This window comes from Brasilonema sennae CENA114 (assembly GCF_006968745.1).
In the GTDB taxonomy this organism is placed as follows: domain Bacteria; phylum Cyanobacteriota; class Cyanobacteriia; order Cyanobacteriales; family Nostocaceae; genus Brasilonema; species Brasilonema sennae.
Genome location: NZ_CP030118.1, coordinates 6,306,043 through 6,321,805, shown reverse-complemented (window position 1 = coordinate 6,321,805; position 15,763 = coordinate 6,306,043). Strand labels below are relative to the sequence as shown.

The following is a 15,763-nucleotide window of genomic DNA, read 5'->3' as shown; positions in this document are numbered from 1 at the left end:
TTTGGATATCAAGAAACACGCTTAACGCTTAACGCTTAATAGGGAAACAGTGTTTTCTTTTGATTTGTGAGGCATCCTCCACGCGCTGCTGCATCGTCGCACACTTTGTTTTTCTAAATCCAAAGAAATGCTGAGGCTCTCAATTAAATTGTTACTGCATTACCGGAAGAATGGGGTTGTACCCATCATCCCGCATTTATGCAACGCCAAAAATTCAATGCAGCAGGATGTACTTCTTCTTCGCCGTAAGATTCTTAATAAAATCACGTCATCGGCAAAGTGAGGCTAAACGCCGTCTGCCCATCCGATGTAGAATCAAGGGTGAGATCGCCACGATGCGCCCGAGCAATTTCACGGGCTAAGCTGAGTCCCAGTCCAATTCCTTCTACCTTGCGGGTTCGAGCTGGATCACCGCGATGGAAGCGATCAAAAATGCGCGAGCGATCGCCCACCGAAATCTCTTTTGAAGCATTGGCGATCGTAATATGGAGAGTTGTTTGAGTTTTCTTTGCATTAATGTGTATCCAACCGTTGGCGAGATTATATTTGATGGCATTGCTGAAGAGGTTTTGCAGAACTTGAATCAGGAGATCGTGATCGCCCTGTACCCTCAACCCATCACTAATATCAGTTTGCACACTCAGATGGGGAGCCAGCAGTTCCAAATCTTCTAACATCTCCATGAGCAACTCAGACATATCCACCTCAACCAGAAACAACTTCATTTGTCCTGCATCTGCCAGAGACAGCAGCAAGAGTTTCCGCGTAATACCACTCAGACGACGCACTTCATCCAACAAATTACTCAAGCGCTGTTGCACTTCACTTCCAGAGTCAACCTGTTGCAGTGTTCGTTCCAGTTCGCCTTGCAGAATTGTCAGTGGGGTTTTCAACTCGTGAGCTGCGTCAGCACTGAAGCGGGAGGCTTGTGTAAAACTGCGTTCCAGGCGTTCCAGCATTTGGTTAAACACCTGAATCAATTCGACAAATTCAACATCCGTTGTCCCAATCGGAATTCGCTGATCTAGCCCTTTCACAGTCACCTGTTGAATGACACCCGTTAATTGCCGGATGGGACGCAAGGCACCACCAGAAACCGCCCATGCCCCAAAAGCAACTAGCAAAAGTGCTCCCGAAATTGAGACAAGGAAGATATTGCGAATGGTACCCATCTCTTGATTGACGGCTTGCAGACTAACGGCGATCGCAACGTGAACATTGGAAAATTTAACTGCCCCAATCCGCCAAGTTCCTGTTGGCGTCGCGAGTGTGACAAATCGAGGTGCGGGTGGGCGAAGAAACGGTGATGCAACGGCGGGATTTGTATTGGAGAGTTTTGGCGGTGGTTCACGCTTAGGAGGCGGTGGCAATGGAGCCAATTGAAGACGCTTAAGCAACAGACGATTCACTTCCTTATCGGTGGGCACTTCGTCGGATTGATAAAGTATGTTGCCGTTTGCATCTCGCACCAGCACAGCGATAGGGATTTTCGTATTTGTTCCGAAGGCATAAGGTAATGAATCTCCGAAGAACTGCAATCGCTCTCGCTGGGCTGAACGAGTTCCCCGCAGTAACTGATTGAACAGTTGTGCATCCAAGCGATTGATTTGAGCATTGTAAATCTGGAACCAGGAGACTGCACCAAACCCTACTAATGCGCTTCCAGCCAAAGCTGCACACGACAAAGCAGTCCGGAGTCGAAACGAACGGAGTCTCATATTAGATTCGGCTTGCAAAATCGGTATCCAACCCCTCGAATGCTTTCAATCCAATTTGCTCGATCAATCGAGTCAATTTTTTTACGAATGCGCTGAATACAAACATCTACGACATTGGTGTTGGCATTAAAGTCGTAACCCCAAACGTGTTCTAGGATTTGGGTACGAGTAAAAACCCGTCCGGGAGAACGCATGAGATACTCCAAAAGATTAAACTCGCGGCTGCTCAATTCTATTGCTTGTTGATTGCAAGTGACTTCTCGCGTGATGCGATCAAGCTTGAGCGAGCCAACCGAAAGGAGATTTTGACGAGTACCCACACTCTGTCGGACAACCGCATGAATTCGAGCCGCTAATTCTTCCACAAAAAACGGTTTAGCAATGTAGTCATCAGCTCCCAAATTCAGTCCTTCCAGGCGATCATCCAATTCATTGCGAGCCGTCAACAAAATCACAGGAACATTTCGACCTGAACGCCGCAGTTGTTTGAGAATCCATAGTCCATCTTTCCCTGGTACCATGATGTCGAGCACAATCACATCATATTCATTGTCTAATGCTCGCAGATAACCTTCATCACCGTTGTCGCAGTAGTCTACGACAAATCCCTGCTCCTTCAGTCCAGCCTGGACAAAGTTAGCAATTTTTGTTTCGTCTTCGACAAACAGAACTTTCACAACTATTCATTACTCGACCTATTGCTCCATTCTAGATTTATTACCGTTTCACTCAAATTACAAAAGTGTAATTCAAATACAAGGTGGGCTGTCATTGTGAGGTGCTGGCTAATCGGCAATCAAGCTATCCGCCCCTGTGTGTTCAACTCGTAAGCGTAGGGGACGCGACTGGGCAGCACGGGCAACAGAGCAACAGGAAATGCATAAAGCAAATTCATTCACCCCTATAAATAATGAAAGAACTCTGTTAGTTAATTCCTTAAAAATGAAAAGAATAATTGCTAGCACTCTAATCATTCTCACTATTGGAAGTACATTCATTTTATATAAAGAAAAAGCCCAAGCCCAAGCTAATTGCTGGACTCCTTCAAAGGACGATGACCCTGCAAATCACTCTGAAGCTTATAGCGACGGTTATCGCCAGGGAGTTGAAAGTGCTCAGAAAAGGGAAAAGTATCGTCCGCGTGTAGTAGGTGGTGAATTTGCTCGTGGGTTTAAAGAGGGTTACGACGATAGCCCTTACAACAATCTGAACTCAACTGTAACTAGGACATTAGATAGTAGATGTTATCAACTTCTAAATAGTTCAGAATCTGAAAGACAAAGAAAATTTGAAAACGGACAAACGGAATTTGAAAAGATGAATGAAAGAATATTTAGAGAGATTAGAGAGAGAGAAAGGGACAGAAGGAAAAAATGAACTCCATCACTCGCCGCACTCAATGATTTCATATGTACCCCTCTCAAACTTATCCATAAACAATCATTTTTGGTGATGCTTTCATAGTTACCTTTTAGATACTTGTATACAATGTTGTTTGTATAGTCCAGGGCTTGGCACTGTCAAGCGTTTTCTATTTCCTACCGAACCAAAATTTTTATGCCAAACACCACAACTCCCTTAAAAGGACGATTAAATGATGCGTTTGGGCGGTTATGGAAGCTGCATTGGGTTATGGCTGCCTGTTTTCTCATCATCTACTTGATTGGTATGGTGATGGCTCGCTTGCCGCGTGAAGTTTTCTTTAGAGGCTCTCTGTACAACGTCCATAAGTCATTTGGTGTATTAGTTCTAGGTTTGCTGCTCTTGAGGATTTTCACGCTGCTGCAAGTTATGGCAAAAAACTATCTCAAGCGCAGTCGTAGGTTCACACCCCAGTGGATAAAAACCTTTTCCCTCCATTTAGTGATTTACCTGCTGATGCTGGTTGTTCCAATCAGCGGCATTTTTTTATCAAACACAGGTGGGCATGAAATTCCGTTCTTTTTTGTGACGTTGCCCAATTGGTTTGAGGAAAATCGTTCTGTTGGTGCGCTCGCCCACAATCTACACTTCTGGCTGTCCTACACCCTCCTAGCACTGGTTGCCCTACACATGATTGAGCAACGTCAGTTTCTCCGTAGAACCTGGAAACAGATTTTCAAGGAAAATACTTGACAAATGTAACGCTATACCCACTAATGTTTAGCAAATAAATTATTTAATTCAGTACAAAACAAATTACAAAATTGTAATTTAGACAAAGGGCAAGCTGTCATGTTGGGCTGCTGTAATTAAAAGTATCAACTCCTTGTAGTTTCAACACAAACCTTGCAAAAGCGATGCTCCCTTTAGGAGCCACACAAACCACGAACGCAATGACTTATTGTTGTTTACACTAAAGGTGCAAAGCAGTCTATGACACTTGATTCTCTCCAACCTACTACATTTAAGCCTTCAGGAAAAGGCTTGATGAACCACAAGCTGACGAAATGGCTGATGGGGTTACTCATTCTCAGTTCACTAACGGGGGGTGGATACCTTGTTTACCGTCAGACGGTGATTTCCTCCGCTCAGGAAGCCAGAAGCAAAATGCAGACAGTTCCAGTCCAGCGAGAAACCTTACCCATCACCATATCAGCCAACGGTATCATTGAAGCCAAACAATCGACCAACGTCAGCCCCAAAAGTTCTGGACGTCTAAAAAGCTTGCTGGTGGATGAAGGTGATTCTGTGAAAGCAGGACAAATCCTCGCATACATGGATGACTCAAACCTGCAAGGGCAACTGATTCAAGCACGAGGATCTCTGGCTGCTGCCCAGGCGAACTTGCAAAAGGCAATAGCAGGGAATCGCCCTCAAGATATTGCTCAAGCACAGGCACAATTAGAAGAAGCCCAAGCGAATCTGCAAAAGGGAATAGTAGGGAATCGCCCTCAAGATATTGCTCAAGCACAGGCACGTTTAAAAAGTGCTCAAGCAACTTTAGCAAAAGCGGAAGATGATTTCCAGCGCAATCAGCAACTATATAATGCTGGTGCGATTTCCCTTCAAACTGTAAACCAAAAACGTGCTGATAGGGACAGCGCCCAAGCTGCGGTGAATGAAGCGCAGCAAGCCCTGGCGTTACAAAAAGCAGGATCACGCACAGAAGATATCGAGCAATTAAAGGCGGTGGTGGAGCAAAGACAGCAAGCTTTAGCACTACTGAAAGCTGGAAATCGCCAAGAAGATATTGACTCTGCACGCGCTCAAGTGGTTCAGCAGCAGGGCAGCCTGAAAACGATTCAAACACAAATCCAAGACATGGTGATTCGTGCCCCATTTAGTGGAATTGTGACTTCCAAGTATTCCGATCCGGGTGATTTCGTGACACCTACAACATCCGGCAGTTCGGTTTCGGGATCAACCTCTTCTTCGATTCTGTCGCTGGCATCAAATTATCAGGTTGTGGCAAATGTTGCCGAAACTGATATTAGTAAAATTAAGGTAGGACAGCCGGTAACAATCACAGCCGATGCGTATCCTGACAAAACCTTTCAGGGGAAAGTTGCCCAGGTTGCAGCTCAGGCAACGGTGACATCCAACGTCACCAGCCTTAAAGTAAGAGTGGATCTTACCGATCCTGAAACTTTACTGCTTCCTAGCATGAATGTCGATGCGAAATTCAATGCAGGGAACTTAAACAATGTGCTTGTTGTGCCAACGGTGGCGATCGCCCGCGAGGAAAATGGCACCGGAGTCCGGGTACTTACTGAAACTGGTCGGACTCGATTTGTGCCAATTCAAACCGGACTTACCGTGGGTAACAAAACCCAAGTGCGTTCTGGCTTGCAAGGAAATGAAAAAGTTTTGGTGAGTGCGCCACGAGGTTTCAACAGGGGTAGTAACAGGGGTGGTCGTTCTGGCGGAATGGGTGGTGGTTATGGCGGTATGGGTGGTCGTCGCGGTGGTTTTTAAACTTGATTTTACAAGCGAGGTTTAGCAATGACAAAATCACGTGAGCGCAAACCGCTAGTTAAACAGGCATCTGCTTTGGTTGGGAGTTCATCGGTGTCCCTACTTGAAATTATGTCGATGGCTCTTGAGGCACTGTGGAGTAATAAACTCCGCACCCTGCTAACCATGTTAGGCGTCATCATTGGCATTACGGCAGTCATTGCGGTTACTGCTATCGGTCAAGGCACCCAAAAGTCAACCGAGCAACAATTACAATCACTGGGAACTGACATTTTGCAAGTACAATCGGGTGCAGCCAGAAGTGGCGGAGTGCGGCAGGGCAGTGGTAGTGCAACAACATTAACTCTAGAAGATGCTCAGGCGATCGCACAAGAGGTTTTAGGTGTTGACCGAGTGTCTGCTTTCCTACAGCAGAATGCCCAAGTCGTTTATGCCGGAAACAACGACTCGATGACCATTATTGGAACTGATATAAATTATCCATATGTGCGAAACACGCATCCTCAAACAGGTAGATTTTTCAGTCAGGAAGAAGTCGATTCAGCGAAAGCTGTGGCGATATTGGGTCCCACCGCACGAGATGAACTGCTGGGAACAGGAAGCAACGCAGAAGGCGCACAAATCCGCATCGCCGGAGAAACCTATGACGTGATTGGCGTTATGGAGACGAAGGGAGCGCAAGGTCCACAAAACCCAGATGAACAAATTTATATCCCGCTTACCAATATGTCTGCCCGGTTAGTGGGAAACAACGCTGTCAAGGGACTTGCCATCAGAGGAATTTATGTCAAAGTCAAAAGCCAGGATCTGCTAGACGCTGCCCAGTATCAAACTACGAATCTCTTACGGGTACGACATGGCATTTTTCCTGAAAAAGGAGAAACGGATGATTTTCGGACTGTGAACTCAGCCGATATCATCGAAACGCTCACCAGTACATCTAAGCTTTTTACCGTGATGATAGTGGCAGTTGCTGGAATTTCTTTAATTGTTGGCGGTATTGGTATTGCCAATATTATGCTTGTGTCAGTGGTCGAACGGACACGGGAAATCGGGATTCGTAAAGCGATTGGAGCGACTGGTACTGCTATTTTGACCCAGTTTTTAGCTGAGGCAGTGGTGATTGCAATCATGGGAGGGGTTGTTGGTATATGTCTTGGAATTGCGATCGCCTTCGCAGCCTCAAACCTGTTCAAATTTCCCTTGGTGATTTCGCCTTGGTCGATTGTATTCGGCTTTGGTTTGACATTTGTGATTGGACTGCTGGCTGGCGTTGTCCCAGCTCGCAATGCTGCTAGACTTGACCCAATCACCGCACTGAGGAGTGATTAGGAGAAGAGTCACTCAGGCGAGCAGTTTTTATAATACACAGATTTCTTCTTCTGTCAATATCTGAAGGACTGAGATTATTTTGAATACCTGTCTAATATTGGGCAAATGCCTCATATCAAATCCGGTAGCATCTGAGTGAGAAAAAACCGCAGAGGCGCAGAGAGCACAGAGAAAGAGAAAGATTGTGATTTCTAATGATGGTATTTTGGTAACGCGCAACCAGAAGGATTTTTCGCGTGTAGCTGGTTTGCGGTTTGAAGATTGGACAGTGGGGGATTAAGGCGATAATCCTTTGGCTAATCGCATGTGCGTATCGCGTTCTGCCTAACACATTATGATATATTCTTAAGAACTAGTAACGGTATAAAAAAACCTGTGGCAAAAGCAGCAGATACAGGTGGTAAGCGACTGATTAGTTTAGCTCCTGATGCATGGGTACAATGGGTGACACAGCGTCCCGAAGTCGTGGCTAAAGAAATTTTGGGTTCTGAATTTCAGTGGATTAGCCGGGAAACAGATGTGTTGGTGAAGGCATACAGTGCTACCCACGGGGATTTTCTCGTACTCAACGAATTGCAGTTGCGTTAGACAGCACATATGCCTCTACGTATGAGAGCCTATGCTGCCCTAGCACAAGAACGCTACCGACTGCCAACTTACCCAGTGCTGATCAATATCTTGCCACCTCCATCCACCTTAACTGTTGTCAGTAGTTACGAGCAAGAATTTCTGGGATTACGTGCTGTTCAAGATTATCGCGTCATTAATTTGTGGGAGGTAGATGCTGAAATTGTGTTTCAGCAACCATTACCTTCGTTATTACCGTTTGTGCCCATATTACGAGGAGGCAGTGAGGCATCAGTTGTACAACGTGCACTACAGGTACTACGAACAGATCCACAGTTGAATCAGTTAGAATCATTGCTGGCATTTTTTGCTAGCTTTGTGTTAGAGACGCCTTTAGTCCAACAAATCATGAGGTGGGATATGGCAGTGTTGCGAGAATCGCCTTGGTATCAGGAAATTTTCACCCAAGGTGAAGAACGTGGACTTCAACAGGGTGTACGACGGCAGTTAATCCGAGTCTTGCAACGACGCTTTGGCGAAATTCCTCAAGAAGTAAAAGCAAGGCTTGAGGGCGAGAGTGTGGAACAATTAGAAAGTTTGATGGATAGTGCGATCGCTGTCAGTTCTTTAGAAGAATTTCTGACAATTTTATATACTTGCTAGCTTTGTGTTAGACACGCCTTTAGTGCAACAAATCATGAGGTGGGATATGGCAGTGTTGCGAGAACGTTCAAATCCTTACACCACGTCGTTGATTTGACCTCACCCCCCTTCGGGTTCACCCTTCGGGTATCTCCTGCGGAGACGCTACGCGAACGCAGTCGCCTACGGAGGGAGACCCTCCTGCAGCGCTGTCTCACCAGTCGCCTACGGAGGGAAACCCTCCTGCAGCGCTGGATTCACCGTAAAGCGTAGCTTTACGTCCCCTCTCCGAACCTGCGGAGAGGGACGGTTTTGGCGCAAGACAAAACCGGGGTGAGGTTATGCGACAATTGTGAGCGAGTAGGATAACCGTAATGTAACGTTAATCATAAGCCCTGCGGGCACGCTGCGCTAACTGAAAAACAAGATCCCCGACAACTTTTACGAAGTCGGGGATCTGTGGCTTTCAATTCTCACAAATCAAATAGGATTGCTATAACAATCAATCTTTAAGATATGAAATTCATATTAAAACGTGAGATTCATAACAAAAATTTTCCATCAAAGTTACCCTTTTGAAGGGGCGCTAGAGAGGAAATTAAAACTCCCACCGAATCGTGCCCTGCACTGTGAATGGCGCACCATAAAAGACACGATCTCGGCTGAAAACACCTTCAAAGTAATCTACGTTGAAGAGGTTTTTGATATTAATCGCAGCACGAAACTGGTTTTGTTTGTAGAAGATAGCTGCATCGGTAGTGAGATAGCCAGGGACTGTGAATGTATTAGCATTATCACCTGCGCGATCGCCTACATAAAACAGTCCTAAACCCAATCCTAAACCTTGCAAATCTCCTTGTTGAAATTCATAGGTTGTCCATAGGCTGGCGTTGTTGGGGCTAGTTCTTTGCACACGGTTCCCAACCAGACTTGGGTTGTTGTCCTTGTTAATGCGTGTGTCACTGTAACCGTAGCTAGCAAAAATATTCCACCCAGGTAAAATTTCTCCAGCCACACTTAGTTCAATCCCTTGACTATTGATCTCACCGGTTTGCACTGAGAAACCCAGATTTGCCGGATCGCTAGTTAAGACATTTGATTGAGTAATGTCATACAAAGCCAGTGTCGTTGAGAGCCGATCATTTATATCTGTTTTCACCCCAATTTCGTACTGAGTACCTCTAGTGGGTTTAAAGACACTACCATCAAAAGCTCGACCAATCGCCGGCTGAAACGATTTAGTGTAGTTTGCATAGAGAGAAACAGGGGGAATCGGCTGATAGACAATGCCTACACGGGGGCTAAAAGCTTCTCCTGATTGACTAGTTTCTGTATTAGTAATGAAATTTCTGTCAGTTTGAGTGAATGTATCAAATCGCCCACCAACAAGCAATTTTAAATTGTCTGCAAATGTAATCTGATCCTGCACTAAAATACCAAGCTCATCTAGAGTACTACTTATATCAGTTCTAGATGTAATTGCACCCAGTGGTAGACCGAAAACTGGATTGAATAAATCAATAGGTGCAGCCGTCCTAGTCGTAGATATAAACGCGCTGTCGTATCTGCCTAAATCAAAGCCGAATAATAACTGATGCTGTATTGAAGCTGTGGAAAATTTACCAACGACATTAGTCAGCATACTGTATTGATCGTAAAGATCGCTGGCATCAGAGTTCTGCCTGCGCTGACTACGACTATCAGGTGTCAGACCTTGAGGAAATGTAATATTGTAGGTGTAATCAACAGAATCGTAGCGAAATGCGTTGCTGACTGACCAATTTTCACTAAATTTATGCTCTAGCTTGTAGCCAATTCTTCCCTGTATAGCATCTAATTTACCTTCATTTGTAATGCGGTCACGGGGTATTTGACCATTGGGATTAGGCAAGATTGTTCCCACTATGGGTAATCCCAGGTTATAGCTATCCTGAGAGAAGTCTTTGTAAGTTCCATCAATGCTCAGGTTAGTGTTTTCCCCCAATGCAAAACTGATAACTGGTGCAATTACTAAGTTTCTGGTTCTACTAAATTCGGTGAAAAAACCTTGATCTCGATAGGATGCGTTCAACCGATAAAGCACTTTCTTGTCATCATCAAGAGGCCCAGAAAAATCCACTTCACCGCGATAAAAATCAAAACTTCCCACAGTTGCTTCAGCAAAGTAGTAAGGATCGCGAAGAGGTTGCTTAGTTACAAAGTTAACTGTTCCACCCGGAGATGATGAACCAAATAGAATAGAGCTTGGACCTAAAAGAACATCAATTCTGTCAATTCCTGTCAGGTCAGGACCTATATTAGCACCTGTACCATTCCCTATTCTAGAAACGATTCCATCCAATGCAGGTGGACTAAAAAATCCCCTCACCTGTATGCGTACTGCGTCGAAGTTAGTGGGAGCGCCATTACGGACACTAGGGGAATTAAGAAGTGCGTCATTCACATCAGCACGCTGGTCGCGCAACACTTGCTGGGGGATGACTTGAATTGATTGGGGAATGTCACGTAACGGGGTATCGGTTCTAGTTCCAGTTGACGAATCTCTGACGCGATACCCATCTTGTTCCCCTGTGACTACCAACTCAATCGGCTCATCACCCTCTGCCGATGGTTTTAGTTGTGTCTGGTTTTCTGGCTGCTGTGCAGGTGGTTGTTGTGTTTGAGGTTGCTGCCCCTGTTGTGCTGATGGTGCAGTACTGGCAACCTCAAAAATTAAACCCTCATTCGGACTGTCATATAACTCAACAGTTGGTACACCCGTTTCACCCGTTACCGTTACTCGAATAGTATTGGCATCAAAGTTTGTTACCGTTATTTGTGTAACACCCGCAATTGGTTTTTGGGAGCCGAATGTGAATGCCTCGCCACTAGGTAAACGCAGTTGAGCATTGGGAATATCAGCGATAAAGCGATTGCCAGTACTGCGATTCACTAGTTGCAACACCTGGCCTTTAGATGTCTGTAAAATCACTTCCACACCTTTTTTGGTGGGATTTGCTTTTACGTCTGTCACTTGCACAACTTCACCCCCCTGTCTCCCCCCTTGGTAAGGGGAGCCAGTGCCTTGCGGGGGTTCCCCCCGTTGTGGCGACTGGCGTGGGACGGAAGGGGGGTTTGGTGGTGTTGGTGACTGTCCCAGTAACATTTGAGCGCTCGTGTAAGGACGCTCTATTTCACTAAGTCGTCGAATCTTTCTCGTTGGCTCAACAGCCTGCGCTTTGGTCATTAAAGGCGCTTGTTGAGTAGGTTTGATGCTATGAGTAGATGCTGCTTGAGTGCTTGACTCTTTCACCTGCGCCCGCACAGGCTCAACCAATAGAACCGAGACAACACCCGCGACGATTGCAAACCATTTCACATTTGACATTTTCCTCCCACCTTCACACCACCAGGCGAAAATCAGTGAACAGTGAACAGTAAACAGTTATCAGGCGTATAGTGGGGGATTTAAACCCGCCAAATTGCGCCTATCACCAATTGGTGGGGGACTTAAACCTTGCAATTTAACTGATAACTGTTAAAAGTTAGTGTCAAAAGATTACTCAATTTGGCAGAGGAAGAAAAGCAAATTGAACGCTAGCGGGAACTTTTTTTGAATGCTACAGGGTGATTTCCCAAAACTATGGGGATATTGCGCGTTAAGCGTAGCTCTGCCGTACGCAATCGCCTCCAGAGTTGCGTAAATCGAACGTCTGCTTGCTGATACTGGGATGACAGAAGATGAGCTTGTGGAGTTATTTGAAAAGTCCCTCTCCCAACTTTGGGAGAGGGATTTAGGGTGAGGGCGATTGGTAAACAGAGCCGTTTTGCTGCTGATAGTCTTTTGGGTTAAGCCCGAACTTCTTTTTGAACGATATAGCAAAGTAGCTGCGGCTGGCAAAGCCTACCGTCTCGGCTACTTCTGCCACCTTCATATCTCCTATTGCCAATAGTTGACGCGCCTGTTCTAAGCGATAGTTATGCAGATAACCAAACACTGTAGTGCCAAAGACTTGACGAAATCCGCGCTTGAGTGTACACTCATTAAGCTTTGCTTGCTGTGCTAAGTTTACCAAAGAAGGCGGATTGTGCAAGTTTTTTTGCAACAGGGTTTGGGCGTAATGAATCCGATCCAGGGTTCCGGGCTTGAGGGGTTGGATGATAGTGGGATCATCGCCTGTGTGAATTTCAATTTCCTGATCCAGCACCAGACTGACCAACTCCAAAGCTTTACTCTCCAGAAATATTCGCTTGGGGATGCCCCGGTAAGGACAGCGTAGGATTTGCCACAGGACAGTTTCCATCGCAGACGTGACTGTTGCCACACGAGTATAACATTCCTGCTCAATCGGTCGGATCAGCTGCTGGAGTCCGGTTGGCAATTGCCCAGTTGGGTTGCTAATAAAGGAACATAGGGTGTCAGGATGAATCAACACCGTCACTTCCAGCGCCCGTTGTTCTGGACCGTCATTCCTTTCTTTGGGAGCAAGACCACTGCCGTAGACTGCGTATTCTTTATTGCCAACATTTGTGTGCTTATCTTCATGCTGCCCAAAGAGGTGAAAGTGGAATTTCAGCCAGTCAAGGCGTTCGGGTAGTTCGAGGATGAGGCGATTGCGCAAACGACAATCAAAAATTTCTACCTCCAACCCTTCACGTAGTTCAATGCACCGAATATATCCGTGTCCAAGCTGTTGAGGATATTTCCAAATTACATCTAACGGGTCAGATGGATCACAGTGCCTGGTCGTTTCCTTGATTTTCTCCCACAGGTCTTTATAAGCTTGATGCGTTATCGTAATCGTCATAGGGATGCCCCAGCAATTGACAGCAGAGCCAAATTAACAGTTCATGACTCTTATTGAAATATTCTTTTATTTTGCTGATGCCAAATAATATGAGGATAAAAACCGTTGAGTAAAAAACTTGTCAAAAAATTCCTCAGCAAAAATCATCGGTAACAACCAGTACTAATTTGCGCCCGAAAGTACGATAACTTAAATATTGCCATAAGTGTACTTCAGGCTACATCAAGATGCGACTAGAGCAGTTGCAAGCCTTTCTGGCGATCGCAGAAACTGGAAGCTTTCAAGGTGCATCACGAAAACGCGGTGTCACCCAATCGACTGTTAGTCGGCAAATTCAGGCACTAGAAGAAGATTTGGGGTTGGAACTCTTCCACAGAACAAGTCAAGCAAAGCTGACACTAGCGGGTGAACGCTTGCTACCTCGTGCTCAAAAAATATGCCAAGAGTGGCAAAGTGCTACACAAGAAATCGCTGATTTATTGGCAGGAAAGCAGCCAGAACTTTGTGTTGCAGCAATTCACTCACTCTGTGCTTATTACCTACCACCAGTTTTGCAAAAATTTTGTCATGATTATCCACAAGTCCAATTGCGGGTGACGTCGCTGGGAAGTGATCGCGCCTTAAAAGTCCTCAAAGATGGACTCGTAGATTTGGCAATCGTCATGAATAATCGCTTCTTATGCACTGGCAAAGAAATGCTAGTAGAAGTGCTGTATGATGAACCAATAGAAGTTTTAGTTGCAAAAAACCATCCGTTAGCAGAATATGAACACATTCCTTGGTTGGAGCTGACTCGTTATCCGCAAGTCGTGTTTAAGGATGGTTATGGGATGCAACGCCTCATACAAGATAGATTTGAACGGTTAGAAGCTAGACTGCATGCGGCTTTAGAAGTCAATACTCTAGATGCTTTTCGAGGAGTCGTGCGCCAAGGGGAACTTGTGGCTATGCTACCACAGTCGGCATTAGTTGAAGCACGTATTGACTCTACCCTTGCAGTTCGTCCCCTAGCCTGCAACAGTAATAGTAATGGTTCTTCATCTGATAGTTCTAGTTTGACTCGGCAGGTTGTTATGGTGACGACTCAAGACCGTCTTCAAATTCCTCCTATCAAGCATTTTTGGCAGTTGGTTAGGGACAATGTACCACCGCAATTGCACTCTTTTACAAAGTCGGCTTGTTAGCCGTTATAAGTCATGAGTCATCTGTCGTTTGTCATTTGACTTTTGACAAACGACAAAGGACAAAAACATGAGCACAGTATTCAGAGATTTACTTAAAAAGATAGCTAGTGGTGAGCATACTGGACATAACTTAACTCGTGCTGAAGCAGCCACCGCAACTAAGATGATGCTGCGCAAAGAAGCGACACCAGCACAAATTGGCGCATTTTTAATTGCTCATCGTATAAAACGTCCTACGCCTGAAGAAATCGCTGGAATGTTAGATGCTTATGATGAACTAGGACCAAAACTGCAACCAATCGCCTGGGAACAACCAGTGATAGTTTTAGGTATACCTTATGATGGCAGAACTCGCACCGCACCTATTAGCCCAGTAACGGCTTTGCTTTTAGCAGCAAGCGGACAACCAGTGATCATGCACGGTGGAGATTGTTTCCCCACAAAGTACGGTGTACCACTGGTAGAGATTTGGCAGCGGTTAGGAGTTGATTGGACTGGACTATCACTAGAGAAAAGCCAGCAAGTGTTTGAGAAAACTGGACTTGGTTTTGTTTATACTCCTAAGCATTTCCCGTTAACCAATAGTATCTGGGAGTACCGTGATCAGCTTGGCAAGCGTCCACCTTTGGCGACAATGGAACTCATTTGGTGTCCTTATGCAGGAAATGCTCATATTATTGCTGGGTTTGTCCATCCTCCCACAGAAAAATTGTTTCAAAACACCCTAGCATTGCGAGGAGTGACTCAATTGACAACAGTAAAAGGGTTGGAGGGAAGCTGTGAGTTACCACGCGATCGCACTGCTATCATTGGCATAACCAGAACTTCAGAACTGGATGAGACAGGCAATATATCAATAGAACGGTTACACCTGTCCCCTCGTGATTACGGCTTTACGACAAAAAATGAACCTCTCGGCACCACTGAAGAATTAATTGCCGATATACAGGGGGTATTGAATGGTAAACCCTCAGATCTCATGCAAACAGCTTTGTGGAATGGAGGATTTTACCTTTGGCGTTGTGGGATTTGTTCAGATATGCGTGAGGGTATTGCCAAAGCAGAGGAATTATTCACCAGTGATGTGGTTACTCAGAAGTTAGAAGAACTTTCTTCAAACCTTTTATCGTAGTACTGCAGTACTACGATTGTTCCTGTAGTTGCCAGCATTTAACTGGATAGCTTGACTTGGTAGCTAATCTGGATTGGAATTTTGTCTGATAACGTCTGTGTAAATGTACTGTGAACCGAAAATTTCTAATTACCCAGAATCAATTAATATCAATTATTATTAGTATATCTAGTCAGATTTGTTAAAGAAACGATAAAGATTATATGAAAAAAGCTAGAAAACAACCTAAAATTATTTTTCAAATCGTAAAATTATGTATTAGCATGGTTTGTTGCTAGTTAGTTGTAAAAAGTATATTAAGACAAAATGAAAACCATGTTTTTAGCCAGAGCTATTTCATTCTACGTATAACCATCCGGAAATTTCTTTTTTTGTCTAATATCCGAAGTACCTTAAAACCGACTTCAAGTCACTCGCCCTTCGGGCTCAAATTCAAAAAAGGTCATAAGAAGATTCGGTTTGAACAGATTTAAGCTATTAGTAACTAACTGGATTTCCAGGTTG

11 protein-coding genes and 2 pseudogenes are annotated in these 15,763 nt (G+C 44.9%); 9 read left to right on the top strand and 4 right to left on the bottom strand.

What is annotated here, in order from left to right:
• Positions 1-82 precede the first annotated feature (82 nt).
• Positions 83-283: pseudogene (locus DP114_RS35385) on the top strand (hypothetical protein); the annotation flags it as partial.
• Here the strand turns inward: DP114_RS35385 and DP114_RS26285 are convergent.
• Positions 264-1,718: an ATP-binding protein gene (locus DP114_RS26285; protein ID WP_171977518.1), complete on the bottom strand. Its 1,455-nt coding sequence runs from the start codon at positions 1,716-1,718 to the stop codon at positions 264-266. The pseudogene DP114_RS35385 and the gene DP114_RS26285 sit on opposite strands and share 20 nt — an antisense overlap.
• Positions 1,715-2,395, bottom strand: coding sequence for a response regulator transcription factor (locus DP114_RS26280; protein WP_171977517.1), 681 nt, complete (start codon positions 2,393-2,395; stop codon positions 1,715-1,717). Before DP114_RS26280 ends, DP114_RS26285 begins: the two co-directional genes overlap by 4 nt.
• Before the next feature lie 199 nt (positions 2,396-2,594).
• On the opposite strand from DP114_RS26280, the gene DP114_RS26275 reads away from it, so the two are divergent.
• The 6 genes and pseudogenes from DP114_RS26275 (at position 2,595) to DP114_RS26250 (ending at position 8,177) form a co-directional block, all read left to right on the top strand.
• Entirely contained in the window at positions 2,595-3,095 is a 501-nt protein-coding gene (locus DP114_RS26275; protein WP_169267012.1) for a hypothetical protein, read from the top strand.
• 180 nt (positions 3,096-3,275) lie between these two features.
• Positions 3,276-3,833, top strand: coding sequence for a cytochrome b (locus tag DP114_RS26270; protein ID WP_169267011.1), 558 nt, complete (start codon positions 3,276-3,278; stop codon positions 3,831-3,833).
• Positions 3,834-4,073: 240 nt separating this feature from the next.
• On the top strand, positions 4,074-5,615 hold the full coding sequence (locus DP114_RS26265; protein ID WP_171977516.1) for an efflux RND transporter periplasmic adaptor subunit: 1,542 nt from the start codon (positions 4,074-4,076) through the stop codon (positions 5,613-5,615).
• A 117-nt stretch (positions 5,616-5,732) separates the two neighbouring features.
• Complete coding sequence (locus tag DP114_RS26260; protein ID WP_171978305.1) at positions 5,733-6,947, top strand: ABC transporter permease; 1,215 nt, start codon at positions 5,733-5,735, stop codon at positions 6,945-6,947.
• A 184-nt stretch (positions 6,948-7,131) separates the two neighbouring features.
• Positions 7,132-7,227: a type II toxin-antitoxin system VapC family toxin gene (locus DP114_RS36425; protein WP_370460816.1), complete on the top strand. Its 96-nt coding sequence runs from the start codon at positions 7,132-7,134 to the stop codon at positions 7,225-7,227.
• 95 nt (positions 7,228-7,322) lie between these two features.
• A pseudogene (locus tag DP114_RS26250) lies at positions 7,323-8,177 on the top strand (Rpn family recombination-promoting nuclease/putative transposase).
• A gap of 577 nt (positions 8,178-8,754) precedes the next feature.
• On the opposite strand, the gene DP114_RS26245 reads toward DP114_RS26250, so the two are convergent.
• Together DP114_RS26245 and DP114_RS26240 are read right to left on the bottom strand one after the other, a co-directional pair.
• On the bottom strand, positions 8,755-11,523 hold the full coding sequence (locus tag DP114_RS26245) for a TonB-dependent siderophore receptor (RefSeq protein WP_246162791.1): 2,769 nt from the start codon (positions 11,521-11,523) through the stop codon (positions 8,755-8,757).
• A gap of 406 nt (positions 11,524-11,929) precedes the next feature.
• Complete coding sequence (locus DP114_RS26240; RefSeq protein ID WP_171977515.1) at positions 11,930-12,943, bottom strand: helix-turn-helix transcriptional regulator; 1,014 nt, start codon at positions 12,941-12,943, stop codon at positions 11,930-11,932.
• A 227-nt stretch (positions 12,944-13,170) separates the two neighbouring features.
• On the opposite strand from DP114_RS26240, the gene DP114_RS26235 reads away from it, so the two are divergent.
• Positions 13,171-14,127, top strand: a complete 957-nt coding sequence (locus tag DP114_RS26235) for a LysR family transcriptional regulator (RefSeq protein ID WP_169267183.1) — start codon at positions 13,171-13,173, stop codon at positions 14,125-14,127.
• A 67-nt stretch (positions 14,128-14,194) separates the two neighbouring features.
• Positions 14,195-15,259 (top strand): anthranilate phosphoribosyltransferase family protein, encoded by a 1,065-nt coding sequence (locus DP114_RS26230; RefSeq protein ID WP_171977514.1) that lies wholly within the window; start codon positions 14,195-14,197, stop codon positions 15,257-15,259.
• Positions 15,260-15,763 lie beyond the last annotated feature (504 nt).

Coding starts and splice junctions, on each gene's coding strand:
- DP114_RS26285 (WP_171977518.1), bottom strand. CDS start 1,718: ATGAGACTCCGTTCGTTTCGACTCCGGACTGCTTTGTCGTGTGCAGCT.
- DP114_RS26275 (WP_169267012.1), top strand. CDS start 2,595: ATGCATAAAGCAAATTCATTCACCCCTATAAATAATGAAAGAACTCTG.
- DP114_RS26270 (WP_169267011.1), top strand. CDS start 3,276: ATGCCAAACACCACAACTCCCTTAAAAGGACGATTAAATGATGCGTTT.
- DP114_RS26265 (WP_171977516.1), top strand. CDS start 4,074: ATGACACTTGATTCTCTCCAACCTACTACATTTAAGCCTTCAGGAAAA.
- DP114_RS26260 (WP_171978305.1), top strand. CDS start 5,733: ATGGCTCTTGAGGCACTGTGGAGTAATAAACTCCGCACCCTGCTAACC.
- DP114_RS26245 (WP_246162791.1), bottom strand. CDS start 11,523: ATGTCAAATGTGAAATGGTTTGCAATCGTCGCGGGTGTTGTCTCGGTT.
- DP114_RS26240 (WP_171977515.1), bottom strand. CDS start 12,943: ATGACGATTACGATAACGCATCAAGCTTATAAAGACCTGTGGGAGAAA.
- DP114_RS26235 (WP_169267183.1), top strand. CDS start 13,171: ATGCGACTAGAGCAGTTGCAAGCCTTTCTGGCGATCGCAGAAACTGGA.
- DP114_RS26230 (WP_171977514.1), top strand. CDS start 14,195: ATGAGCACAGTATTCAGAGATTTACTTAAAAAGATAGCTAGTGGTGAG.